Consider the following 25,320-nt stretch of genomic DNA (forward strand, 5'->3'; position numbering starts at 1 on the left):
AAGGTCCTAGCCGACGGGGGGACGACGCGCTTGCACGCCGAGGCGGGCTTCCAGGATTCGCGCCAGTGCGATCATCCTGCCCTCCTCGAACAAGCGGCCGTGAAAAGTCACATTGCGCGTGATCGTATGCCGCGAGCCCTTGCTGTCGGCGGGCGCGAAGAAATTCTCGATGGACCGGGCGCGGCTCGGGCTCTGCGCAAAGCCGGCTCGCAGCGTCAGCCCGGGGTGGCCGGTGAAATTCATGATCGCGAAAAACTCGAACGATCCATACGTGGGACCGAACACCATGTCGACGTCACTGTACAGCGAGTGGATGTGCTGCATCACCAGCCGGCGAAATCGTTCCAGCTGCAGATAATCCACCGCCGAGAGCTGCCGCGCCTTGCGCCAGTTCGCCGGCCAGCCGACCCGATTCACGAGCTGAGCGTCGCGGCCGGACAGTCCCAGATCGTCGAACACCGCCGCGGATTCCACATACAAATTTTCCAGCAACGCCATGTACGGCAGCTTCGGCAGCTCCACTGGCACGAGAGTCACGCCGATGTCCTTCAATGCCTGCAAGGCTGCGAGCTCGGCGGTGGCAGCGACTTTCTCCTGCGTCTTCTCGAAGCCGACCTGACCGAACCAGGCCTCCGAATATCCGATGCGCAGCTTGCTGGGGTCGATAGCGGCGTCGTAGCTGAATCCCATGTCGATGGAACACGCGGAGCTGGGATCGCGACCATTGATCGCGGCGAGCACCAGCGCCGCGTCTTCGACGCTTCGACACAACGGCCCGATGCGTTCGAGACTGGGAGTCAGCGGCATGGCGCCCCGAACCGGCACGCGGCCGAAGGTCGGGCGCAACCCGACGATGCCGCACCGGTCGGCGGGATTCAGGACCGATCCCAAGTTGTCCGTACCGATGGAGAACGAGCACAACCCTGCCGCGGTCGCCGCGCCGGATCCGGAACTCGAACCGCCTGCCGGCTCCTCCAGATTCCAGGGATTCATGCATTCGCCGCCGAACCACTCCCAGCCATTGGCGAGCTCGCCCATGGCCACTTTACCGAGCAACACGGCGCCGGCCTCCTGGAGCATGCGAGTGACGGCGGCGTCCTCGGTCGGCACGCGATCGCGAAACAGCGCGCAGCCCCAAGTGGTAGCGATTCCTTTAGTATCGAACGTGTCCTTCAAGGAGTACGGCACGCCGTGCAACGGGCCACGAATCTTGCCTTGCTCGAGCTCAGCATCCATCGCGGTGGCCTGCGCTCGCGCCAGATCCGCAGTCACCGTGATGTAGTAGTGAAGTTTCGGCTCCAGCCGCGCGATCCGCGCCAGATAGATTTCCGTCAGGCGCCGCGATGAAATCTGGCCAGTGCGCAACCAATGGGATTGATCGGTGACGGGCGCGAACGCAATGTCCGTATCGCTCGCCGGCAGCTTGGGAATTCTCCGCGCGGCCAGCTGCAGCGAGTTCGTCTGCGGAGGGTATTCGACGCCAGGCAATCTGGGATCGAAATGCACGGCCGGCTGCAACGAGCGAGGCAGATCGAGATCGCGTAACGCCGCGACGGTTCTCGCTTGCGCCGGCAACGTCACTCCAGAGTCGGACGCCGGTTCGGCACCGATGGCGGCCAGCGGAGCGACGGCAGCGGCTAATACGCCACCGACAAAGAGATCTCGTCGTTTCATCCCCCTTCAGACGCAGGCAGGACAGCGAGCCTCAACGCGGCCGGCCAGCGCCGGGCCATGCCGCGGCCACTCGCAGTTCCGTTCCGAGCGGCACGGCGATTGACGGCCGGTGGAGATTGGCTCCGTTCGAGCCGTACGGCGATTGAGGGCCCGCTGGGGATTGGCCCCGGTCCTGCGTCTTTATAGAGTCATGAGCATTCAGATCGTTTCCATTCTCGGTCAGTCGCCCTTGATGCCAGCGTCGTTTCGACCCGCTTCGAGCATCGGGGTCAACCCGCTGACCGCGATGGCGTCGCCCTCGGAGGTGACGACGCAGGCGATTCTGCCAGTGCGCGCACCGGCGCCTCGGATCTGGCCACATATCCTTCATTCCAGTGCGTGGCGCGACGATCCGATGCTGAAGCCCCTGCCGCCGCTGAACCAGCGTGCTCGTTTCAAAGCAGTCCACCGCGAAGCCCCCGACGATGTTCTGTACTACCTCGACATCGTCGAAATCCTGGAAGAACAGCGGAAGATCGCGCGCCTGAGTGCACCCGACCGCTCGCCCCTGGGCTATGAAAGTTGGGTGCTCACGCCACAGGATGACGTGACCATGCTCGAATACTGCGTCTGTGGCTCGCCCGCCATCGCCGAACATCGCAGCCGCTACCGGATCGTTCGCGAGCTGGAAACCTTGAAACGAATCGTCGAGGGCGCCGCCACCGGATTGTGGCAACCGCCGTCGCCCGCGTCTTAACTTTTTCCCAGCCGAGATCCGACGTTTGGCGCACCCATCGGGCATGTTCTCTCAGCATCCGCGCGGTCTGTTCATCTGCTTCGCCACCGAGCTGTGGGAGCGTTTCAGCTACTACGGGATGCGCGCGCTGCTGATCTTTTATCTGATGCAGCACTTCCTGTTCTCCGAGCAGGAGAGTTATCTCATCTACGGCGCCTATACCGCGCTGGTCTACATGACGCCGGTGCTCGGCGGTGCCATCGCCGACCGTTATCTCGGCGCACGCAAGGCGGTGACGCTGGGCGCCGTACTGCTGACCCTGGGTCATTTCGGAATCGCTTTCGAAGGCTCGCTGCAAATCTTCTATCTGTCGCTCGCGCTCATCATCGTCGGCGTCGGTTTCCTGAAGACCAATGCCTCCACGCTGGTCGGCACGCTGTACCCACCCGACGACGCCCGGCGCGACGCCGGTTTCACCATCTTCTACATGGGCATCAACATCGGCGGTGCCGCCGCGCCGTTGTTGTGCGGCTGGCTCGGACAAACCTATGGATGGCGCTATGGATTCGGCCTGGCGGGCATCGGAATGTTGGCGGGATTGCTGTTTTTCCTGCGCGGCCAACCGCTGCTGATGGGTCATGCGGAGCCGCCGAATGCCGCCTGGCTGCGTGAGCCGGTCTTCGCCCGCTTGAGTCGGGAAACCGCGATCTACATTGCAACGATCGCACTGGTCCTGGCGGTGTGGCTGATCATGAATCGGCGCGAAGTCGTCGGCCCCATGCTGGCCACGTTCGGCACCCTCACCGGCATCGTCATTCTTTATTACGCATTCGCGCGTTGCACACCGCAGGAACGGGACCGCCTGCTGGTGTGCGCGACCCTGCTGGTCTTCACCATCGCCTTCTGGGCGCTCTATGAGCAGATGGGCAGTTCGTTGAACGTGTTCGCCGATCGCATGGTGGACCGGCGCGTGCTCGGCTACGAGATTCCCGCGTCGATGTTTCAATCGCTGCCGTCGATCTTCGTCATTCTGTGCGCGCCGCTGGCCAGCAGCTTGTGGTTGTATCTGGGTCGACGCAATCGCGAGCCCTCCGCGGCCGTGAAGTTCACGCTCGCCATCGCTCAAGTCGGGCTGGCCTTTCTGGTGCTGAGCCTCGGCCTGAAGCTCACCGAGCCCGGCCAGAAGATCGCGTTGGGCTGGTTCGTACTGAACTTCTTTCTGCTCACCAGCGGCGAGCTTTGCCTGGCGCCGGTGGGCATGTCGATGGTCACCAAACTGGCGCCCCAACGAATCGTCGGCGTCATGATGGGCGCGTTCTTTCTGGCTTACTCGGCGTCGAGTTTCATCGCCGGCCGGATCGCGCAGCTCACGGCGACGGGTCACCCCGCCACCTTGGAAAGCTACGCTCAGATCTACACCACGCTGGGATGTGTGGCGCTGGCCGCCGCGCTACTGCTATTGCTGCTCGCGCCGGTGCTGACGCGACGCGCACAGGAACGCGTCGCCATCGGACCATTGCCGCGCCCTGAAGTTAGTTGATGTCGTTACGGATGAACTCGCCGGCTCGCATGATGACGGACAGATGCCGGCCCTCCGCCAACAACGACAGATTCTTCAGCGGATCGCCATCGACCACGATCAGGTCGGCGTAGGCATCCGGCGCCACGCAGCCCAGTTTTCCCTCGTGCTGAAGTATCGCTGCGTTGTTCGAGGTTGCCTGGCGCAATATTTCCACGGGCGAAAACACCTCGCTTCGTAGCGTGAACTCGCGCCGCTCCTGCACGTAGGTATCTCCGAGCAGGTCCGTGCCGAAACCCACTCGCACGCCGGCCTTGCGCATCGATTCCATGCCGGCGATCGCTCGCTGACGTGCGTATTCGATCTTCTCCTGACTCGCCGCGGGAAAGCCCAGCTTCTTGCCCATCTCGGAAATGGCGAAGATCACCGCCATCGTCGGCACCACGAACGCGCCCTTCTCGGCGATGAAGCGAGCCGTGTCGTCATCCATCAACGTTCCGTGCTCGATACAACGCACGCCCAGCTCGACACAGCGTCGCGCCGAGTAGGCCGGGTGACAATGCGCCGTGACGTAACTCCGGCGCTCCTGCGCCTCGTGCACGATGGCGCTGATCTCGTCGTCGCGATATTGATTCATCCAGATGGGATCGCTGGGTGAAGCGACGCCGCCCGAACCCATGATCTTGATGCAATGGGCACCACGACGCAGTTCCTCGCGCGCGGCTTTGATACATTCATCCAGGCCATCCGCGACCACACTGAGCGTGTTGGAGTGCCCGCAAGAACAAAGTCCGCCATCCTCGTGCTGGCTGTCACCAGGTTCGCGGAAGTCGCCGTGCCCGCCCGTCATCGACAATGCCTTGCCGGCGTAGAAGAACCGCGGTGCGACCAGCAAACGTTCGTCGATGGCGCGCGCCAGACTCCAGTCGCCGCCGCCGACATCTCGCACCGTTGTAAATCCACTTTCCAGTGCGAATCGCAACATACGAATCGCATGCGCGGTCCGATACGGCGTGCCGGAATGATCGACTTTGTGAATGTTCACGTCGCTCGCGTACACATGAATGTGCGCGTCGATGAGGCCGGGCATCAGCGTCTTGCCCGCAACGTCGATCACATGCGCGTCGGCGGACTTGATCGGTGTCGCCGACACCTCTCGAATACGATCGCCCTCGACCAGGACCTGCATGCCTTCCTGACAATCTTCGCTCGTGCCGTCGAATACGCGCGCATTCTTGAACAGAATCCCACTCATGATTGTTACCCCTTGAGGCCATCCGCGACCGCGCAGCGACGCGGGTCCGCCACCGCCGTGTACTTGCCGGTTTTTTCGTCTCGCGCGATCACGGAGAAAGATCCCATGTGATAGTCGTAGCTCGGCGTCACGCTCACACGCACGCCCAGCTTGTGCAGATCCTCCACCACGCCCGGCGCCAGCCGGTCTTCGATCACCACGCCCCGGTTTTCGGTCATGGCCAACATGCGAGGCGCATCGACACTGGCGTAGGGATCGAGTTTGAAGTCGAGCGCGTAGGTGAGCACTTGAGGCACCGTGCAATGAACGTTGCCGGGTGAGCCCGCGGACAGCACCGGACGACCGTTCTTCAACACCATCGTGTTGCCGATGATGCAGCGGACTTTCGCGCCCTTCACCAACGTCGCATCGATGGCGCTCGCGAGCGCGCCGAACGTCGCATGACTGCCCACCATCGGCACGCCGCCGATGACCATGCCGGGAATGCCCGAGCCCTGCAGCGTATTCATCATCTGCACCCAATTGCCCTCGGCATCGACCACCGCCAGCTCGCACGAGCCCGACGGCTGCGGATTCTCGGAGCGACCGAGTCGCGGCCGGCCGCCGGAGCCCGAGATCAACGACAGTAGATCTGCGCCGCCGGAGGGGCCGTCGCCGCTCAAGCGCAGATGTTCGGTGAGATCGACTTTGGGACGCGACGTTCTGATCATCTTCGCGAGGTGCGCGTGATAGGCGTCGTCGAGCAACTCGTCGCGCGGCACGCCGTAGACCTGATCGTCCTGCGCATATTCCCAATGCCGCGCGCCCTGCCGAAGCGCATGCCCCATGGCCCAGATGTGATCGGCGGAACCCGGCTTCATCTGACGAATGCCCAGATGTTTCAACACACCGAGCGCGATGGCGGTGTAGATGCCCTGGGCCTGCGGCGGGCCGAGACTCACGATCTCGTATTCCTGATGGGCGAAACGGATCGGCTCCACCCAGCGTGGCGGTGTCTCCGTCATGTGCTCGGGCGTGATCTTCCATCCCATCTGGTTGGCCTTTTTCACGAACTGCCGGCCCCAGGCGCCGGTGATCATGTAGTCCGGCCCGTGCTCGGCCACTCCCTTGAGCGTCGTAGCAAGCCCCGGCGGCACGAACACGTCGCCCACGTTCGGGAAGAAGCCCTTGGGCTGATAGAAGTCGCGACCTTCGGGGAAATAACAAACGAACTTCTCGCCGAAAATGTTCACACCGAATTCGAACGTGGAGACCGGATGGCCCTGCTCCGCCCAGGTGACGGCATCCCGGCACAGCTCGCCCCAGGGGCGAGAGCCGAAACGTTCGTGAATGGCTTTGAGCCCGGGCATGAAGCCGGGAATGATGGCCGAAGGCGGCAGGTTCGCGTACGGTCCCATGCCTTGCGGCACCGGCTTGAACGGCGGCAGACCGGAGGGAAACGCGCCGAGACTGTCCAGCTGATGGATCTTACCGGTCTTGGCTTCGTAATAAAGAAAGGTCACGAGGCCGGCGTGATTGGTCATGAACGGCTCGACTGCCGCCTGCACCAGACACCCGGCGATGCCCGCGTCGGCCGCGTTTCCGCCGCGCTTGAGCACGTTCACCATGGTCTCGGTGACGATGGCGGAATCCGTGGTCACCGCCGCGTCGAGCCCACCCACCGGCGTCTTCGGGCCGGGATTCAAAATATAACGAGAGAGGTCAGCGGTCACGAGCGCTCCTATCTGCTGGCGGCGAGTGAGAGAGCAAAGACGCGGCCCGAGCCGCGACCCACAACGATTGTGGGACGACGACCGAGCTGCGTCTGAGAGTACGTGAAAAACCCTCCGATCACGCATCCCAGCGAGTTGTACAGCCCGGTGCGGCAATGGTCGCTGCTGGCGGTGTTGTTCCTGGTCTCCACCTCGAACTTCGTTGATCGCAACATCATCTCGGTGCTGCTCGAACCCATCAAGGCGGAGTTCGGCGTCTCCGATACCTTGCTCGGTCTGCTCACCGGCATCTCATTCGCGGTGTTCTATGCGACGCTCGGCATTCCGGTGGCACGCCTGGCGGATCGCGGCAATCGCAAGATCATCATCACGCTGTCGCTGACGATCTGGAGCGTCATGACCGCGCTGTGCGGCCTGGCGCAGTCTTTCTGGCAACTCGCATTGGCGCGCGTCGGCGTCGGTGCCGGCGAAGCGGGCGCGCTGCCGCCGGCGCAATCGCTCATCGCCGATTACTTCGGTCCGACCCGTTGCGCGCGAGCGCTGGCCATCTTCATGTCGTCGTCCATGTGCGGCTATCTGCTGGGCTTCGTGGCCGGCGCGCACATTGCGACGATGTATGGTTGGCGCGCGGCGTTCCTGATCGTCGGCCTGCCCGGCCTGGCGCTCGCGGTCCTGGTCCATTTCGTTTTGCACGAGCCGCGAACGCTGCCGCAGTTCCGTCCGCTGCCCGGTTCGCAGGAATCGCTCGGCGCGACCTTTCGAGCGTTGGCGGCCAAGCGCTCGTTCGTCTATCTGGTGATCGCGATGGTGATCTACTTCCTGATCGCCTACGGCGGCATCGTCTTCCTGCCTTCTTACATGGTCCGCGTGTTGAAGGTGACGTTGGCCGAAGTGGGCACCGCCTACGGCGCGGTGACTGCCGCCGGCTCGATCGTCGGCACCGTGCTCGGCGGTTTCGTGACCGATCGACTGTCCAAACGAAACATCGCCTGGCTCAGTTGGTGGCCGGCGCTCGGACTGGTGTTGTGCTGGCCGTTGTACGAAGGCATGTTGCTCGCGCCCAGCTTCGCCATCGCACTGACGTTCGCGGGATTGGCGGGGATCATGCTCAATGCCGCGGTCCCCGCCATGTTTGCCTGTCTGCATGCGATCTGCGGTTCGGCACGACGTGCGATGGCGGTGGCGGTCGTGTTCTTTTTCGCCAATCTGCTCGGCCTGGGACTCGGCCCCGTGCTCGCCGGCGCGATGAGCGATGCCTTCAGTGCCGTGTATGGTCCTGTGGGAATCCGTTACGCTCTGCTCATCGTATTCGTCCTGCTGTTACCGTGTGCCTGGCTGCTGGTGAAGAGCGCCAGGCACGTGGCAACGGACGTAGAGGCTTAGCCCTACGCCGCCTTTCGTTGGCGTCGAGTCGCTTCCGTCGCCGCCATATCCAAAGCGTACGAGCCCTCGGCGCCGGTGATGACGACACCATAGTCGCGCTGGCTGCTCTCCAAACTGACATAGCCGCCGATGACATCTTTCAGCACCAGCGCCGGATCGCGATCGAGCGGGTTGCCCCAGCCACCGCCGCCGCCCGTCTGAATCAACAACCGCTCGCCCGCCGGCAACGCCCAGCCGCTCACTTTGCCGATGCGACGCTCATGAGGCAGACCGGCACTGATGAGCATGTCGTTCGGCAACGCATCCGCGCCGCCATCCACGCCCCACGCCGGTGACTTGGTCTGCTCGATGGTGCCGATCAGCTTCAGATCGATGAGCGCCTTCCATTGTTTGCGCACACCCAGCCCGCCACGGAATTTGCCGGCGCCGGCCGAGTCTTGCCACAGCTCATATTTCTCCACCAGCACCGGCCAGCGCTCCTCCATGATCTCCGCCGGCACATTGGAGGACTCGCCGAGCGAGTACAGGATCAGCGCGTTCTCACCGTCCCGATCCTGACTCGCGCCCTGCCCGCACCCTTCATCCGCTCCGCCGGCGAAGTAGCTGCCGTCCGCGAGATGACCGGAGAACATCACGCCACCCAGATCGCCACCGGAACGCGCCACCGATTTTTCCGGCGCGATCTGCGCGACGATCCGGAACAGCGACTCGCCCATGATCATCGCCGCCCAGCCATAGAGGAACACCGGCGCGGGCGCCTTGGGATTGAAGATCGAACCCTCCGGCGAAATGACTCGCAGCGGACGAAAGAAACCCTCGTTGGCGTCGTAGTTGGGCCCGATGATCATTTTCATCACCAGCCGCACCGCCGACACCGTCGACGGAAATGGCGAATTCACCGGCCCCACCTGCTGAGGTGCCGAGCCGGTGGTATCCACGGTGATCTCATCGCCTGAAATTCGAATGGTGGCTTTGAGCGGCACGCTGTCCTGACCGATGCCGTCGTTATCCATCGACGATTCCACCGACCACTCGCCGTCGGGCATGGCTGCAATCGCCTGCCGTGCCACGCGCTCGCCATGATCGAGAATCTGGATGGCTGCCTGTTCCACCGTGCCGGCGCCGTATTTCTTCACCAGCTCGCCGATGCGCTGAGCACCGTAGTTGCAGCAGGAGATCTGCGCGGTCAGATCGCCGACCACGCTGTCGGGCATGCGCGTATTGGCGCGAACGATGTCGACGATTTCCCGATCGAGCTTGCCGCGCTTCATGACCTTGACGCCGAACAATTGCAGACCTTCCTGCCAGATGTCGGTGGTGTCCGTGGCATAGATGTCCTTGGCACCGAGATCCATCCAATGCGCCTTGACCGCCGTGTAGCCGAAGATCTTGCCAGCGACGAAGATCGGTCGAATCACCGCCGCGTCCTGCGAGTGCGACCCGACCCAGTACGGATAGGTCGACAACAGCACGTCGCCCTCCTCGATATTCTCGACGCCCAGATACTCGACCACCTGACGGATGGTGAAGGTGAGCGTGCCCATGAAAAATGGAATGCCGGGCCCCTCGGCGATCAGCTCGGCATCGCGGTTATAGATACCGAGGCTGAAATCGATCATCTCGTAGATGATGGGGTTGAACGAGGCGCGCACCAGCGTATTGCGCATCTGGCGCGCGGTGGACTGATAGAAGCTGCGAATCACTTCGACGGTGATGGGATCGGGCCGCGCCGATGGGCTCGACGCGATGGCCGGTACAGTGGCTGATTTCAGCATGGCGGGAGATCCTCAGCGTCGGGTGATGATCAGGTTGCCGACACTGTCGACGGCACAGGTGTGATGATGGCGGACCACCGTGGTGGTCGTGGCCTCTTCGATGAGCGCCGGACCGACGATGACATTGCCGGCCTTGAGTCGCGCCCGATCGAAGATGCGAAACTCTCGCGCCTCGCTTTCCAGAAAGTCGTGGACCGTGCGGCGCCCCTTGCGAGCGCCTTCCGGATCCGGCCCGCCGCGCTCGATCGGACTCAGTGCCGGCGCTGGAATTTTTCCAATGGCCTTCACCCGCAAGGTCACGATGTCGGCGGGTGCGCCGAGCCGATAGCCATACACCGATTCGTAGACGCTCTGAAATGCCTCATAAAGCTTCGACATGCTGTCCGGCCCGTCGAGCGAGGACGGCACCGGCACGGACACCGAATGCTCCTGACCGGCATAGCGCAAGTCGGCGCTACGAAACAATTGGCGTCGATCTTCCGGCACGGCTTCGCGCACCAGTTGTTCCCAACCACGTCTTTCCAGTGTGGCGAATTGCCCTTCGAGACTCCTGGCATCGGTGCCGTCGAGGCGCTGCGCGATGGTCTGCACGACATCGTGTCGCAGATCCACCATCAGCATGCCCCAGGCCGAGAACGCCGAAGGCAGAATGGGAATGATGGCCGCGGGCAGACTGAGCTCGTCCATCAGATGAGCGCCGAACAGTGCGCCGCCGCCACCGAAGCACAGCATGCTGAAGTCACGCGGATCGTCGCCGGTCTCCGAAGTCATGCTTCGGATCGCTTCGGCCATGTGACTCATTGCAATACGCAGAATGCCGCTGGCCGCGTGGTTCACCTCCAGGCCCAGGGGTTTGGCGATCTGTTCGCGAATGCCCGCGATAGCGCCGTCTACATCCAGCGCCATGTTGCCGCCGAGGAAGTTGTCGGGATTGATGAAGCCGTTGACGACGAATGCGTCCGTCACGGTGGGTTGCGTGCCGCCGCGCCGATACGCAATCGGGCCAGGTACGGCACCGGCGCTTCGCGGACCGACATACAACGCCCCCGCGCTGTCGATGCCAGCGAGACTGCCGCCGCCTGCACCGATCGTGCGAATGTCGAGTGTGGAAATCAGAATGGGATAACCGTTCACCTTCAACTCGCGTTGCGTGCCGGCGTTGGCCGCCTTGATGGTGGCGATGTCGAAGCTGGTGCCGCCGACATCCATCGTGATCAAGTTGGGACGCTCCAACACATTGGCGAGATACAGGCCGCCGATGACGCCGCCCGCGGGCCCCGAGAACAGCATGTTGATCGGGCTGCCCTTCGCGGCCTCCGCCGTCATGCCGCCGCCATCGGATTTCGTCAGCACGATCTCGCCGGCGAAGCCGCGTCGAGTCAGCTCACGTTGCAAATTGCCGATCCAGCGCTCGACGACAGGCGCGAGATACGCATTCAGAATGGTCGTCATACTGCGTTCGAACTCACGATGCTCGGGCACCACCGAGGACGAAATGGCGACCGATACGTCCGGCAGCTCTTCGAGCAGAATCTCTCGCGCCCGGCGCTCGTGCACAGAGTTCTTGAACGAATGCAGAAAACAGACGGCCACGGTCGAAACATCGGCCTCCCTGATCTTCCGCGCCGTCGCTCGCAGCTCCGCTTCATCCAGCGGTTCTAGAACTTCGCCGCGCGCATTGAGACGCTCGGTCACTTCGAAGCGCAGTTCGCGGGGCACGATCTGCTGCGGCTTGTGATACTTCGGGTTGTACATCTCGGGGCGGTTGTATCGCATGATCTCCGGAACGTCGCGGAAGCCACGCGTCGTGAGATAGGCGGTACGCACGCCTTTGCGTTCGAGCAACGCATTGAGCGCGGTGGTCGAGCCATGCACGAAGAATCGATCGACCTTGCGCAGATCGACGCCGGCTTTGTCGATGGCCGCGAGCACGCCTTCCAGCGTGTTGTGCGGCGTGGTCGATGCCTTGTCCATCGTGAACGTGCCGGCGGCCTCGTCCAGCACGACGATGTCGGTGAAAGTGCCGCCGGTGTCGATGGCGAAACGGGTGCCGGTGCTTTGAGTCTGGGTAGCCATGAAGTGGGTCGTCAGTAGCTGTAGGTGAACTCGATGCCGTAGCTGCGTGGCTTGTTCATGGCGCGCGGATAACCGCCGGCCAGCTGCACCACTTCGAGCTCGGCCTGGCGAGTGCTGAACAAGTTGCGAGAGAACGCCACCACCCGCCAGTTGTCGCTCTCGACACCGAGCCGCGCATCCACGAAATCTTTGGCGGGAATCCGCGAAGTCTCATTTCTGCCGAGATACATCGAAGCGTTGTAGCGGTAGTCGATGTGGCCGATGGCGTACCAGTCGCCCATCAAAGGATGCCGCGTATTCAAGGACACGTTGCCCGTGAGCTTCGGCGCGAACGGCGACCGGAAACCATCGACATCCTTCGAGTCGAGGTAACCCACGCCCGCATCCAGACTCACCGCGCTGCTCAGCGCGATGGAAGTCTCCAGCTCCACGCCGTCGATGTCGGTTTCGGGCAAGGTCACCGGCTGGCGATACGGCGGCTGATTGATGACGGTCGAGAACTGTTGATCGGAGTAGTCGATGTGGAAGGCCGAGACGTTGGCCATCATGCGGCCGTCGAACAGCGTCGACTTGAGGCCGACTTCGATGTTCTCGGTCGACTCGGGCCGCGTGAAACCGCCCGAGGCGAAGAAGCCGGCACGAAAGCCTTTGGACCAGGTGGCATAGGTCATGAGATCCGGCGTCCAGCGATAGCTCAGCTGCACCTTAGGCTGCACTTTGCTCGCGGACTCTTCTTGGGAGTTCACCAGCGCACCGTTCTTGTCGCGCACTTGAACGATCGCGGTCTCGTTGCGATCCGTATAGCTGGTATTGGTGTAGTCGTTCTCGTCGTAGCGGGCGGCAACCGTCAGCTCCATGCGATCGGTAAGATCGCCCGAGATCTGGCTGTACACGCCCCACCATTCATCCTTCTTGCCGTTCCAGAGCGGAAACAGCGTCAGCAGACTTGCCGTCGGCGCCAGGATCCAGCTGGCATCGAAACCGTTGAAGCTCTCGCGGTGAAGATAGGAAGCGCCGGCGAGCCAGCGGATGCGCCCGGCGCCGTTGGAAACGATGCGCAGATCCTGAGTGAAGGTCTGCAGGTCGTCGACGCTGCTGAACAGATCGTCGATGGGCTGACCGGGCGCGGCGTTCGAGCCGAACGCCGGCCCCAGCAGACACGCCGCCTGCACGCCGGGCACGCTGGGATCGTCGATCGCGGGATGGTCCGGATCGTCGTAGCACACGCTCGAATCGATATCCTGTTTGATATCGCTGTAGCCGCTCACCGAAATCAGTGAGGCCTTGGCGAAATCCACCGTGGCTCGCAAGGAAATATTGCCGAGCTTGCGATCGTCCTCGCCGGGGAAACGGCGGCGCGGTTCGGTGCTCGCGCCGAAATCGTCGATCTGATCGGGGCTCGACAATTTGCCCTGATAGGTCGAGCCGTTCTGCTCGCGCACGTACTCGCCGCGCAGATCGAGCTCCACGTTCGAGGTCGGGGTGTAGATGAGCCGCGCGCCGACTTTCTGTTTCTTCTCGAAGTCCAGGTCGAGCCCGTTGCTCTTGCTGTCGATCAGGCCGTCGCTGTCGCGATAGCTGCCTTGCAGCTGGAAGCGCAACAGATCTTCGCTCAGCGGGCCGGAGACCATGCCGGCGACCGAGCGATCGTTACCGTTCGCGTAGGCTGCCCGCAGCCTGGCGCGAAACTCGTCGTCGGGTTTGCGCGTCACGACGTTGATGGCGCCGGCGATGGCGCCTGCCCCGTACAACGCGCTTTGCGGCCCGCGCAGCACCTCGATGCGCTCGATGTCGTCGAGCGAGCCGCTCTTGATGCTGTCGAGCGAGCTCGATGGCACGCCGTCGATCATGAAGGTGACCGGCGCCCAGCCTTCCTGGCCGTTGCCGATGCCACGCATCGAGATGAAGGCATAGCCGCTGCGATAACTGGTGCCATCGCGGAAGGTCAGGTTCGGCACCTTCGACATGAAGTGTTCCACCTGCGTGATGCCGGCCGCCTCGATCCGGTCCGCCGTGATCGCGGTGACGGGATCGGGCACTCGCTGCAGGCTTTCCTCACGCCGGCGCGCGGTCACGACGACGTTCTGGAGAATCACCGCGCCCGGCTCCACCGATTGCGGTTGCTGAGGCTCTTCCGCCAGCACGCCCCCCGTCATCCCCAACAGGACGGCCGTGACTGGAAAACTGCATGCTCGAATCATGTCGCCCTCGGGTCGTGCCCTGTTCTGTTCTGATCTGTCTGATCCAGCGAAGACGCGAACAGACTAACGACGCGACACCGACACGCTCAATGCACACGGAGGATGGAACGGCGGCTGAAAAAGAACGAGGGTCGGAGGGCTCGCACCTATTCGTTTGGATAGGGGTCCTCGCCATCCTCGCCTTGCGACGGCTCGGAGGCGGTGGCACTCTCGGACAGTGACCGACAAATCGCTCGTGGTCCACTTCACTCAGCCCTCGGCGAGCCGGCCGGTCGGCTCGCCGTATCGATTCGTTCCTCAGGTGGGGCTCGAGACGCCGGTCGAGCGTGCCGATCTCCACACGACGTTCGCAGCGGCACCAGCTCGCGGCGTCACATTGCTACAGGCGCCCGCCGGCTACGGAAAAACCTATGCCCTCGCGCAATGGGCCAAGACGGCGCGGGCCGCGGGATCGACGGTCGCCTGGATCAATCTGACCAAAGCGGATCGCGGCAAGCGCGCCTTCGTCGCCGCACTCACCGATGCCCTGGCCGCCGCGCAGGTCATGCCGCATGGCTCGGAGCGCCCGATCTCTCATCTGCACGAAGATGCGCTCGACGCACTCGATGGGCTCATCGTCACCGCCGCCCGACATCCAGCCGAGCTGCTCATCGTTCTGGATGACTTTCACAACGTCGACGGTCCCGACATCGCCGCGATCCTGGACACGCTGTTCGTGCGCCTCTCCAGCAATGTGCGAGTGGCCATCAGCAGCCGATTGGCGGTCGGGCTCGCCTCGTCTCGCCTGATTCTGCAAGGCCGTCTGCAACGAATCGACCGCGCCGCGCTTGCCTTCAGCAAGAAGGAAGCCCAGGCGCTGTTCGCCTCCTCGTTCACGCCGGCTCAATTGAAGGAGGCGTACGCGCTCTGCGAAGGCTGGCCCGCGATGTTGCGATTTGCGCAGCTGTGCGGTGAGGAGTGGCGCCGCTCCGAGCGCATCCTGGAACAGGTGCCCACGTTTGCGAACCACGTGAAGGACTTTGTCGTCACCGAGTTGCTGGCCGACCTCGATCCGGCGTCGGTGGACTTTTTGATCGAGACGTCGGTCATCGAAGTGCTGCGTCCGGATTTTGCCGATGCCGTCCGGCAACGAACCGACAGTCGCGCGATGCTGGACGATCTCACGGCGCGAGGTACGTTTCTTCAGTGCCTGGAAATCGCCAACGTTTCCTGGGTGATTGCTCCGTTGGTGAGGCGCGTGCTGTATCGATTGCTTCAGAGCCGTCGGGATCTGGATGCGAGCACTCTCCACAACCGCGCGGCCCAGTGGCTCGTCGAGCACGCGTCGCTGCGCGACGGCGTCCTGTCGTTCATCGCAGCCGGCAATCCGGAAGCGGCTGCGCGAGCCATCGAGCAAGTCGGTGCATTGAATGTCGCGGTCAGTCGCGGCGACACCGCGCTACGAAACGTTCTCGATCTGCTGCCACCGGAACACATCCGGGCCTCGCCCCGACTCAGCCTCGGCAAGATCTTCGTCGATTTCAAACAAGGAATGCAAAGCGAAGCGCAGCAGATGTTCGAGGAGCTGAGTCGGGTCACCGAAGGCTTCACGCGTGAGCGCGGCGGTCCCGGCAGCGCCGAGCTACAAGTGGACGCGTTGCTGGTCCGCTGCCTGATGCAGTTCTACATGGGCGGCACCTTGTCCCAGGCGCGCTTGAAGTCGCTGGAGCAAGAGCTCTCGCTGATGAGCGGCGTCGAATACCGTCGCTCGGTGATGATCTATATCTTCCTGGGCCTGTATCAGCACATGCGCGGCGATCTGGATCTGGCGCACGACAGTTTGCTCCAGGCGGAGCGCGCCAACGTTCAGGAACACTCGGCATGGGAAGCGCTCTGGCTCAAGCATCACTTTGCGACGGTGGCGTTGGCGCGCGGCAATCTCGCCGAGGCGCGCCGCATGTTCCACGCCGGACAACGGCAGTGGCGCGAGGAGATTCAGCACGAAACCAGTTTCTTCAGCCTGACCAAGGTGCTGCTGGCCGAAATCGACTACGAACTGGACGATGTCAACGAGGCACGCAGCAAGATCGACGAGGCCACGTACACCGTCGAGCACGTCGAAACCTGGTTCGAGATGCTGGCGTCGCTGTACGAAACCGTGGCGCTGACCAGTTACACGCTCAACGGCGCGTCGAGCATCGAACCGATGCTGGCCAGGCTGGAAAGCATTCCGCGTTCGAGCAAGCTGCTACACAACTTCCTGCCGGCCCTGCGCATGCGGCTCGCCCTGCTCAACGAGGACGACGAGGGGGCCGCTGAGATCTGCAGCCGTCACCGTTTCGCCGCTCGCTGGCACGATGCCGCCAGCCTGGACGAATTCGCCTGGCGCGAGTGGGATTTGATCGGCCTGTCGCTGGCGGAGCTGGCTTTCAACGAACGCCGGCCCGCCGATGCCACCGCGATTCTGCAACGTCTCGAATCCGATGCCAGCCGTCGCGGACGCAAGCGAGCCTGGGTGCGCGCACTCGTGCTCAAGAGTGCTCTGGCCCATGCGAACGGTCAGAGCGACGCCGCCCACGCGACACTCGTCGCCGCGCTGGAGATCGGCTCGGCCAATGAATATCGGCGAACGTTTCTCGACATGCGGCGCTATCTGCGGCGACCGCTGGAAGCGCTGCTAGCGAGCCGTGCCGTCCCGCTGGAAAAGCATTTGCAGACATTCGGCTCCAAACTGCAGACCCTGCTGGGCCGGGGGACGAGCCCTGCCAAAGCATCGACCCCTGCGTTATTGAGCGCGCGGGAACACGAGGTGCTGATCGAGATCAGCCTGGGACATTCCAACAAGGTGATCGCGCGCAAGCTGGGGCTGTCCGAGCCCACGGTGAAATTTCACGTCCAGAACATCTTTCGCAAGCTGGACGTGCGCAAGCGCACGACGGTGGTCGCCGAAGCTCACCGGCGCGGCGTGCTTCCCTGAGATCAGCTTCTCTTGCGCCGCTTCGATGTTTCTTTCGCGACCGCCCTGGTGCGGGTTTTGGCCGGCGCCGCCGGCTCGCCCTTGCCGATGGCCCGCAACGCATTGAACAGGTTGTCGCTGGCCTCGCGGCCGGTGAGCACCTTGTAGTAATAGGGAATCAGGCGCAGACGCTCTTCCTGCGGCTCTCGCATGGCGAGTGCGTGATAGCCGACTTGATGGAAATAAACCACGCGGGCGCGCACCAGCCGCTCGGACTCATCGTAGGTCTCCGGTGAGAACAGCAACTGCACGAGATTGATCCACTCGTTGTCCACCCGATGCATGACGTCCTCGACGGTCGCATCGCCTCGCGCCCAGGTGCGAATGGCCATGCCGAACGCCGGCGACTCGGTGCCCTCGCGCACCCACCACTCGATGAGCTCGGTCAGGTCGGGCGTGGAACTGGCCCAGCGGGCGCGAATGGTCGAGATGGCGACGTAATTGTTGACTTCCCAGTCGTGCAGCAGAGCATTCAACAATTCGTCGCGATCGGTGAAGTGCCAATAGAAACTGCCGCGTGTGGCGCGCAGATCGTTGGCGAGACGATCGACCTTGACGCTGTCCACGCCGGATTTCACCAGCACCTTGCGCGCCGCCGCGATCCAGTCCTCGCGCGACTTCCTTCTGCCCGTGACGGTGAGCGAATCTGCGGCCACTTTGCTTCTCTTGGAATCCGGTCGAAGGGCTGCATATTAGCCCAACGTCGGTCGCGCCGCTTGACAGAAGTGACCCCTCGAAACTCCAGTACTTTAAGGCTTGCGGATTCACCGGGGTAGGCTATTCTGTACACAACTGTATGGAATATTCATGAGCGCCAGAATCATCGATGGAGTCCAGCATGCCCGGCGCTTGCGCGCCGGCCTGGCGACGGAAATTGCCGACTTCGTGGCGCGCACTGGCGTCCGGCCCAAACTCACGGTCATCCTGGTCGGGACCGACGCCCCTTCCCGGCTCTATGTTTCCAACAAGGCGAAAGCATGCCGCGATGTCGGCATCGAGTCGGCGACGGTCGAGTTGCCCGCCTCGATCACGCTGCCAGAACTGCTTGCCGTCATCGATGCCGCCAATGAGGACAACGCCGTCCACGGCATCCTCATGCAATTGCCGTTGCCAGCGCATTTACCGGTGCGCGCCGTGCTCGAGCGCATCTCGGTCGACAAGGATGTGGATGGGTTCCACATGTACAACGTCGGCGGCCTGGTGCTGGGCTCGACCGTGTTCTCGCCATGCACGCCGTTTGGCGTGCAGAAACTGTTGGAAGCCGAGCAGATTCCCATCGCCGGGCAGAACGTCGTCGTGGTCGGCGCCAGCAACATCGTCGGCAAACCGACCGCGCTGATGCTCATGCAGCGCGACGCCACTGTTTGTATCTGCCACGCGAAGACGCGCGATCTGGCTCAATTCACCATTCTGGCCGACATCCTGGTGGTCGCCGCGGGCCGGCCCAATCTGATTCTGGCGCCGATGGTGAAAACCGGCGCCGTGGTCATCGACGTGGGCATCAACCGGCTGCCCGATGGACGCATCGTCGGCGATGTCGATTTCGACGCCGTGCGCCGCAAGGCGTCGCACATCACACCCGTGCCCGGTGGTGTTGGCCCCATGACCATCACCATGCTCCTGCACAACACCTTGGTGGCGGCGCGCGCCTTGAGCTCAGAACTTCCGGCTCACGACGGCGCCGAACGTGCGCGGCTCTAGCGGCATCACCAGGAACTCGGCGGGCGATGCGGCGACGAAGCCGTTGTAGCTGATATTTGTATAGTCGAAGCTGTCGAGCACGTTGCGCACGAACGCCGACACCTTCCACTCGCCCAACTCCATCGTCGCCCGCAGATCGAGCCGATCGTACGCTTCGACCCGTTGGGTCTGTCCCAGCGACGCGAGGAAGCCGCCGTCCGACACGACGTATTCGTCGACGTAACGATAGTTCACATTCAACGCCAGGTCGCGGCTGCTCATCACCGGGAATCGGTACTCCAGCGTCAGGGAGCCAGTGATCTCCGGCACATATTCAAACGGCTCGCCATCGCGGACCACGAAGGCGCCGCCCGCCGCCCGCTGCGTGAAGTCGGTGAACTCGGCATCCGTGTAAGCAAATGACAGCGAAGCATCGAAACGCGGCGTCGGCGAGAACGACAGTTCGAGCTCGGCGCCCTGGCTGCGACTGCTGCCGGCGTTGGTGATGGTCGTCACCGGGACGCCGTTCGAGTCCGGCGTGACGGTCTGCAATTGTTGATCCTTGATGTCGATGTAGTAGACCGCGACATTGGCGGACAACCGCTGCGCCGGCCACATGCCTTTCAAGCCCACCTCGTAGTTGATCGAGGTTTCGGCGTCGTAAGGCAGGACCGCATTGGCCGTGCTCGGGTAACGATTGAAGCCGCCCGCCTTCCAACCTTGGGCCGCGGTGATGTAGGAGCTCACCGAGCTGTTCCATTGATAGGAGAGCGAGGCGGTGGACGACACATCGCTGAACGTGTCCTCGCCATCCAGCGTGAAGAACGTCGGATTCGCGTTCTCGATCTGCGTGATGTTACGCAGCCGCTCGCCATCCACCGACACCGTCTCTCGCGAGAAGCGCGAGCCGAGCGTGAGCTCGATCTTGTCCGTCGCCTTCCAGCTGCCCTGACCGAACAAGGCCCAGCCATCGCGATCGGTACCGAAGTCCTCGCGGATCGCCGTGCCTGCCAGGAACGCCACCGCCGGATCGATTCTGACGCCGCTGCCGATGTCGAAGGCGCGCTTCTGATCCTGAGTCTGATCGAAATAATAAGCACCGGCCAACCAGTCGAACGCACCGGCCTCGCCGGTCACGCGCAGTTCCTCGCTCCAGAATGTCTGCTCGACCTGCGAGCGCTGATGCACCCCTTGGAACGTGATGGGGCCCGGCGCGACGCGCGATCCGGGCCTGCCGTTCGCGACCGTCACGGCCTGATTCGTGCGCTCGCCGTCGAAATCGATGGTGATGTCCGACTCGACCTTGCGCAGACCGCTGATGGAGGTGAGCACGAACGCATCGCTCGCCTTCCACTCCACCGTCAGCTGCACACCGCTATTGTCCTTGGTATCGTTACGATCGTTGTCGCTCTGGATGTCGTAACACTCACACGCCAGACGACTGCCGAGCGCGATCTCGTTGCCACCTCGATGAGACACATCCGCGGCCAGCGAGATCTCCACGTTGTCCGCCGCCAACCACCGCAACGTGCCGCGAGCCGAGTAACGGTCGTACGGAGCGCCGGGCTTGCCGGTCAGCGTGTTGTCGAGATAGCCATCGCTCTCGCCGTACTCGGCCGAGATGCCACCAAACAAGGTATCGGTCAGCGGGCCGCTCACCGCACCGAGGACGCGGTACGTGTTGTATTCCGACAGCTCCATCTCCACCCGTCCGGCGAGATTCTGACTGGGCTTGCGCGTCACCAGGTTGAGCGCGCCGGCCTGCGTGTTCCGGCCGAACAACGTACCTTGCGGGCCGCGCAGGACCTCCAATCGTTCCAGATCCAGGAAGCCGATATCGAAGCCCAGCTGCGGTTGATACATGCCATCGATGAACACGCCGGCGGCAGGTTCCTGGCCACCGTTGAAGCCCACGCCGCGCATCACGATGTAGACGAAGTCGGAAGTCGGCGCGGCGCCGCCGGACTGCGTGAAATACAGGCCCGGCACGCGTCCGTACAAATCGTCGACGGTGTCGATGCGATTGTCTTGTAGCGCCGTGGAGTCGAGCACGCTCACTGCGAGCGGCACTTCCTGCAAGGTCTCGGCGCGCTTACGCGCGGTCACCACGACTTCTTCCATGCGCGATTCCTGCGCAATCACTGGCGTCGTCGCCGCCGACGTCGCCAGAGCTCCCAACAAGAATCGCGCGCCAAGCCGGTTGCGGGAATACATGTGCCAGTTCTCCGATGCTGTACGAGTCGCAGCAAAGACGCAGCGTATGCGTCGACCCACAACAGCTGGACGAACTAGCGAGGCACGCTCCCGAAATATTTCAAGAACCAGTCGACGTAGCGCGTGGTGGCATCGAGCACTTCTGGAAACGAACGGATGCCGTGGCCGGCCGTGGGATAGGTCACGAGCACCGACTCGACGCCCTGCTCCAGCAGTGACCGATGAAACTCCAACGCCTGCGTCGGCGGCGTGTTCTGGTCCAGCGCGCCCGTGAGCTGCAACGTCGGCGTGCGCACACGGCTGGCATGCATCGACGGGCTGCGCTCGAAATAGTGGCCGCCGGGTTGATCCGGTTTGCCCTTCAGAAACATGGCATCGAAGTGCGGGATCTGCGACGTGCGATGCTGGCTGTACCAGTTGCTGACGCAGCTGATGGGAGCCGCGGCAGCGAAGCGCGTGTCCTGCGTGATCAGCCAGGCGGACATGAAGCCACCGTAACTGATGCCAGTCACGCCCAAGCGCTTGGGATCGGCGGTGCCATTCGCGACCAGCGCATCCAGTCCGGTGAGATAGTCGTACGTGTCCTCACCGCCCATGTCGCCGGCCACGTGTCGCGCGAAGGCCTGCCCACGGGCGCTGCTGCCTCGGGGATTGGGATAAAACACCGCGATGCCGTGATCGGTGAGCAACTTGGCGCCGCGCAATCGTCCTTGCCAGCGATTGCGATGACTCCACACCGGCCCGCCATGAATATCCATCACGACCGGCATCGGCCGGTCGACCGCGGGCTTCACCAGCCAGCCGTGGATTTCCAGGCCATCGCGGCCACGCCACATGACCGGTGCGATGTGCGCCTTGGCCGCTTCACGCTTCGGCCTGGCATCGAGCGACAGCATCACTTCGTAGTGACCGTCGCGAATCAGCACGATTTCCGGCGCGACCTCGTAGGCTTCGCCGACAGCGACGCAGCCACCCGAGGCCAAGGGCCATACCACGGGATACCAATTGCCGAACGTGCGATCGGTGCCGGCCCATTGCTCGGCGGCCTTGCCGGTCTCGACATCGACTTCGCCGACCACGGTCTCGAAAGCACGATGACCGGTGAACATCAGGTGACGCTCGTCGCGCCAGGCGACGTGCGTGACATCGACGCCCGCGGTGTCGATGGTACGAACCCTGCCCGTAACGGTATCGATCAGCTTCAAGTCGCCGCAGACGATCAGGCGATCGCTGCACACGGCCTCGATGATCGCGACTCTGCGCCCGGCCGGCGATCCTGCCGGCACGCCAATCTGATCCGACGGCGTGAACAAAACATGCGACTCGCCGCCGCTCAGATCGAACGATGTCAATTGCGCGCGATACCACGATCCCTCGCTGTGAGAACGCGAGGTGACGGCGGCGATGCGCTCATTACCCACCCACGTCGCTTCCCAGGGATTGATACCGTCCATGGCCAGCGCAGCCATCTGCTCCGCCTCGACTCGGAATACAAACAAGCGGCGCCACAGATTCGCCGCGTCGCCGGTATCGACCGTGGGCATCCATGCTGGCAACTGCGCGGACTGCGCCTGGCTGAAGGTGGTGTTGCCGCCCTGACAGCCCGCCAGATCCGCGCCGAAGCCCGCCACCAGCAACAGAATGCGCTGACCGTCCGGCGACCATTGCAATGCTTCGATGATGCCGTCGACGGCAGGCGCCGCTCGCACGTCGCTGCCATCGCCGCGAGCCAGATGGAGTTGGAAATTTCCCGCCTGGGCGCGATCCGAAATGAACGCCAGCCACGCGCCGTCCGGCGACCAGCGAGGCAGGCGATCGCTGCCATTGCCGGCTTCGACCCGCGAGAGCTTGCGACTCGTGAGATCCAGCAAACAAACCCGAGTGAGCGGCGCGCGCGACAGGTCTTCGTGCAGCGTGCCGGTGAATGCGACTCGCCCACCATCGGCGGAAGCGGCGAGGTCCGCCGCATCGACAATCCTGTCCTGTCCGACCGCGTTCAAGGTCCGGAAATAGTCGCAGACCTTGCCATACAGTTGTGTCTGTCTGATGTCCCGATCCACGCTCAACCCTCGCTGTACTCGACGCCTGCGTTACGCAGAGCCGCGGTTGCCTGACTCACGTGCTTCTCGACCATGCTGACGGAAATTCCCATCTGCGCGGCGATCCGGGCGTGCGACCAGGCCTCCAGTCGATATAACAAGAATGCCTCGCGTGTGCTGGGCCGCAGCTTAGCCAGCGTCTGCGCGACGATGCCGATCATCTGCATGGATTGCACGACGCTGGAGGGCTCGCCCTCCCCCATGTCGGAGAGCTGCACGTCGCCGGCCGGCACGGCCTGGCGCATCATGCGGGTGTAAGTGCGCCGGCTGCGGTCCTTGACCAGATTGCAGGCCATCTTGAACGCGAAGGCCTTGAAGCTGCGAATCTCGCTGGGCGCGCCCATGCGCCACAGTCGCAGAAAAATCTCTTGAACCAGATCCTCGGCATCATCCAGCGAGCGCGTCTGTTGCGCGAGGAATGCGCGTAACGGCGCATCGAGCCCCCGGAACACATCGGTCATTCGCTCGCTGGCCATTCTTTCAGCTGCCACCGCCATAGGCGCCCCACCCCTGTTTCTTTGTCGGTCCAGAACGCTCGCCAAACCATACAATTCTGTATGGTTGGCCGAGCATACAACAGACCGGACGCTTCCGTACAGAAGTGTTTAGAAAGCGCCTTTGCGGCGCAAAAGAGGCGGATCGACGGATGGCTCAGAGAGCGGCGATGAGCACGGCGCAGATGGCGACCGGGCAGATGAATGCGAGCAGGATCCGGCAGCACCGGCGCAGGATCGGCGCGTCCACGGCCAGCTCCTGCTCGCCCAACGATGCCGGCAGGCGCCAGCCGATGAAGGCGCAGGTGAGCAAGGCGCCGACCGGCAACAGGATGTTGGAAGAAACGAAGTCGACGACATCGAACACGGTCTTGTGTTGAAACAGCGAGGTCCACGCCAGCGGGTGCCAGTCCTTCCACACGTTGAACGACAGCACGCTGCCCAGCCCCAGCCCCCAGACGATCGCGACCGAGCAGAACACCGCCTTGGGGCGCGAATAGCCACGACGTTGCTGAAGCCACGCGACCACGGGCTCCAGCCCCGCGATGGTCGGCGTCAGCGCGGCGAGCACCAGCAACAGAAAGAACAACGTTCCCACCAACTGCCCCGCGGGCATTTCCACGAACGCGGTCGGAAGCACGTTGAAGACCAGGTCCGGCCCTTGCGCGGGATTCAAGCCATATTGAAAGACCAGCGGAAACACCATGGCCGTGGCCAGCACCGACACGGTCACGATCGAGGCACTGATCAACAGCGCGGAGCGAACCAGCGACACGTTGTTCGGCACATACGCGCCATACGCCAGCATGATCGCCATGCCCACACCGGTCGCATAGAACGCCTGACCGATCGCGGCGAGCACCAGGTCCGCCGAGAGCTTGCTCAGATCGGGCTGAAACGCGAATGTGAGACCGCGCACATCGCCCTGCACCAGCGCATAACCCACCAACGCCAGCAACAGAATGAGCAGCCCCGGCGCCCGCACCTTGTTCGCGATCTCGACGCCGCGATTCAATCCTCGCGCCGAAATCCAGCCGACGATGACCAGAAACAACAGGTGCCAGAAGCCCAGTTGCCAAGGGCTCGCGAGGAAGCCCGAGAAATGCTCGGCGATCTCGGGTCGTGACAGCCCCATGATCTGACCGGAGGCGCACTTCCATGCATACGCGATCACCCAGCCGGCGATCACGGTGTAGCTCGAAATGATCAGCACACAGGCAATCGTGCCCAGCACGCCGATCCAGTTCCACGAGCGTGAGTAACCGAAAGTCGTCGCGAGGTGCCCCGCAGCCTCCGGCGGGCTCTGTCGCGATCTGCGGCCGATGATGAACTCGGCGACCAGCAGCGGCGTCGCGATCGCCACGCAGGCAAGGATGAACACCAGTAAGAACGTGCTGCCGCCATTGGTTCCCGCCAGATACGGGAACCGCCAGATGCTACCCAATCCCACCGACGCGCCCACTGCCGCGAGGTTGAAAGCAAACCATGAAGACCATCGGCCGCTGGTGGAACTCATGCGATAGCCTTT

Annotated in this window: 16 protein-coding genes; 5 read left to right on the plus strand and 11 right to left on the minus strand. The window is 63.1% G+C overall.

Annotated elements, in window-relative coordinates; all coding sequences use genetic code 11:
* Positions 1-6 precede the first annotated feature (6 nt).
* Positions 7-1,674, minus strand: coding sequence for an amidase (locus tag EKO19_RS20605; RefSeq protein ID WP_129778318.1), 1,668 nt, complete (start codon positions 1,672-1,674; stop codon positions 7-9).
* 190 nt (positions 1,675-1,864) lie between these two features.
* On the opposite strand from EKO19_RS20605, the gene EKO19_RS20610 reads away from it, so the two are divergent.
* Both EKO19_RS20610 and EKO19_RS20615 read left to right on the plus strand, forming a co-directional pair.
* Entirely contained in the window at positions 1,865-2,410 is a 546-nt protein-coding gene (locus EKO19_RS20610) for a hypothetical protein (RefSeq protein ID WP_129778319.1), read from the plus strand.
* 43 nt (positions 2,411-2,453) lie between these two features.
* Complete coding sequence (locus tag EKO19_RS20615; RefSeq protein ID WP_129778320.1) at positions 2,454-3,929, plus strand: peptide MFS transporter; 1,476 nt, start codon at positions 2,454-2,456, stop codon at positions 3,927-3,929.
* Here the strand turns inward: EKO19_RS20615 and EKO19_RS20620 are convergent.
* Together EKO19_RS20620 and EKO19_RS20625 are read right to left on the minus strand one after the other, a co-directional pair.
* The gene (locus EKO19_RS20620) at positions 3,922-5,163 is read right to left on the minus strand and encodes a metal-dependent hydrolase family protein (RefSeq protein ID WP_129778321.1); all 1,242 of its coding nucleotides are present in this window, start codon (positions 5,161-5,163) and stop codon (positions 3,922-3,924) included. The genes EKO19_RS20615 and EKO19_RS20620 overlap by 8 nt on opposite strands.
* A gap of 5 nt (positions 5,164-5,168) precedes the next feature.
* The gene (locus tag EKO19_RS20625; protein WP_157995362.1) at positions 5,169-6,875 is read right to left on the minus strand and encodes a gamma-glutamyltransferase; all 1,707 of its coding nucleotides are present in this window, start codon (positions 6,873-6,875) and stop codon (positions 5,169-5,171) included.
* 102 nt (positions 6,876-6,977) lie between these two features.
* Between EKO19_RS20625 and EKO19_RS20630 the strand changes: the two genes are divergently transcribed.
* Entirely contained in the window at positions 6,978-8,258 is a 1,281-nt protein-coding gene (locus EKO19_RS20630; RefSeq protein ID WP_129778323.1) for a spinster family MFS transporter, read from the plus strand.
* 2 nt (positions 8,259-8,260) lie between these two features.
* Here EKO19_RS20630 and EKO19_RS20635 read toward each other — a convergent pair whose 3' ends face one another.
* The 3 genes from EKO19_RS20635 to EKO19_RS20645 are packed head-to-tail and all read right to left on the minus strand — an operon-like array spanning position 8,261 to position 14,310.
* On the minus strand, positions 8,261-10,033 hold the full coding sequence (locus EKO19_RS20635) for a hydantoinase B/oxoprolinase family protein (RefSeq protein WP_129778324.1): 1,773 nt from the start codon (positions 10,031-10,033) through the stop codon (positions 8,261-8,263).
* Between the two features lie 12 nt (positions 10,034-10,045).
* A complete protein-coding gene (locus EKO19_RS20640) occupies positions 10,046-12,109 on the minus strand; it encodes a hydantoinase/oxoprolinase family protein (protein WP_129778325.1) in 2,064 nt (687 codons plus the stop codon).
* Positions 12,110-12,120: 11 nt separating this feature from the next.
* Positions 12,121-14,310 (minus strand): TonB-dependent receptor, encoded by a 2,190-nt coding sequence (locus EKO19_RS20645; RefSeq protein WP_129778326.1) that lies wholly within the window; start codon positions 14,308-14,310, stop codon positions 12,121-12,123.
* A 217-nt stretch (positions 14,311-14,527) separates the two neighbouring features.
* On the opposite strand from EKO19_RS20645, the gene EKO19_RS20650 reads away from it, so the two are divergent.
* Positions 14,528-17,266 carry a LuxR C-terminal-related transcriptional regulator gene (locus tag EKO19_RS20650; protein ID WP_129778327.1) on the plus strand — a complete coding sequence of 913 codons (2,739 nt, stop codon included), beginning with the start codon at positions 14,528-14,530 and terminating at the stop codon, positions 17,264-17,266.
* A gap of 2 nt (positions 17,267-17,268) precedes the next feature.
* Here EKO19_RS20650 and EKO19_RS20655 read toward each other — a convergent pair whose 3' ends face one another.
* Entirely contained in the window at positions 17,269-17,961 is a 693-nt protein-coding gene (locus tag EKO19_RS20655; protein ID WP_129778328.1) for a TetR/AcrR family transcriptional regulator, read from the minus strand.
* Positions 17,962-18,112: 151 nt separating this feature from the next.
* On the opposite strand from EKO19_RS20655, the gene EKO19_RS20660 reads away from it, so the two are divergent.
* Complete coding sequence (locus tag EKO19_RS20660; protein WP_129778329.1) at positions 18,113-19,006, plus strand: bifunctional 5,10-methylenetetrahydrofolate dehydrogenase/5,10-methenyltetrahydrofolate cyclohydrolase; 894 nt, start codon at positions 18,113-18,115, stop codon at positions 19,004-19,006.
* Here the strand turns inward: EKO19_RS20660 and EKO19_RS20665 are convergent.
* From EKO19_RS20665 to EKO19_RS20680, 4 genes are all read right to left on the minus strand, one after another.
* Positions 18,962-21,199 carry a TonB-dependent receptor gene (locus tag EKO19_RS20665; RefSeq protein WP_129778330.1) on the minus strand — a complete coding sequence of 746 codons (2,238 nt, stop codon included), beginning with the start codon at positions 21,197-21,199 and terminating at the stop codon, positions 18,962-18,964. The genes EKO19_RS20660 and EKO19_RS20665 overlap by 45 nt on opposite strands.
* A gap of 74 nt (positions 21,200-21,273) precedes the next feature.
* Positions 21,274-23,259: a S9 family peptidase gene (locus EKO19_RS20670; RefSeq protein WP_175597135.1), complete on the minus strand. Its 1,986-nt coding sequence runs from the start codon at positions 23,257-23,259 to the stop codon at positions 21,274-21,276.
* Positions 23,260-23,261: 2 nt separating this feature from the next.
* Positions 23,262-23,774, minus strand: a complete 513-nt coding sequence (locus EKO19_RS20675; RefSeq protein WP_157995363.1) for an RNA polymerase sigma factor — start codon at positions 23,772-23,774, stop codon at positions 23,262-23,264.
* A 175-nt stretch (positions 23,775-23,949) separates the two neighbouring features.
* Positions 23,950-25,308 (minus strand): sodium-dependent transporter, encoded by a 1,359-nt coding sequence (locus EKO19_RS20680; RefSeq protein ID WP_129778333.1) that lies wholly within the window; start codon positions 25,306-25,308, stop codon positions 23,950-23,952.
* Positions 25,309-25,320 lie beyond the last annotated feature (12 nt).

It is taken from the genome of Peristeroidobacter soli (assembly GCF_004138485.1).
GTDB classification, from domain to species: Bacteria; Pseudomonadota; Gammaproteobacteria; order Steroidobacterales; family Steroidobacteraceae; genus Steroidobacter; species Steroidobacter soli.

Coding starts and splice junctions, on each gene's coding strand:
- EKO19_RS20605 (WP_129778318.1), bottom strand. CDS start 1,674: ATGAAACGACGAGATCTCTTTGTCGGTGGCGTATTAGCCGCTGCCGTC.
- EKO19_RS20610 (WP_129778319.1), top strand. CDS start 1,865: ATGAGCATTCAGATCGTTTCCATTCTCGGTCAGTCGCCCTTGATGCCA.
- EKO19_RS20615 (WP_129778320.1), top strand. CDS start 2,454: ATGTTCTCTCAGCATCCGCGCGGTCTGTTCATCTGCTTCGCCACCGAG.
- EKO19_RS20620 (WP_129778321.1), bottom strand. CDS start 5,163: ATGAGTGGGATTCTGTTCAAGAATGCGCGCGTATTCGACGGCACGAGC.
- EKO19_RS20635 (WP_129778324.1), bottom strand. CDS start 10,033: ATGCTGAAATCAGCCACTGTACCGGCCATCGCGTCGAGCCCATCGGCG.
- EKO19_RS20640 (WP_129778325.1), bottom strand. CDS start 12,109: ATGGCTACCCAGACTCAAAGCACCGGCACCCGTTTCGCCATCGACACC.
- EKO19_RS20645 (WP_129778326.1), bottom strand. CDS start 14,310: ATGATTCGAGCATGCAGTTTTCCAGTCACGGCCGTCCTGTTGGGGATG.
- EKO19_RS20660 (WP_129778329.1), top strand. CDS start 18,113: ATGAGCGCCAGAATCATCGATGGAGTCCAGCATGCCCGGCGCTTGCGC.
- EKO19_RS20665 (WP_129778330.1), bottom strand. CDS start 21,199: ATGTATTCCCGCAACCGGCTTGGCGCGCGATTCTTGTTGGGAGCTCTG.
- EKO19_RS20675 (WP_157995363.1), bottom strand. CDS start 23,774: ATGGCCAGCGAGCGAATGACCGATGTGTTCCGGGGGCTCGATGCGCCG.
- EKO19_RS20680 (WP_129778333.1), bottom strand. CDS start 25,308: ATGAGTTCCACCAGCGGCCGATGGTCTTCATGGTTTGCTTTCAACCTC.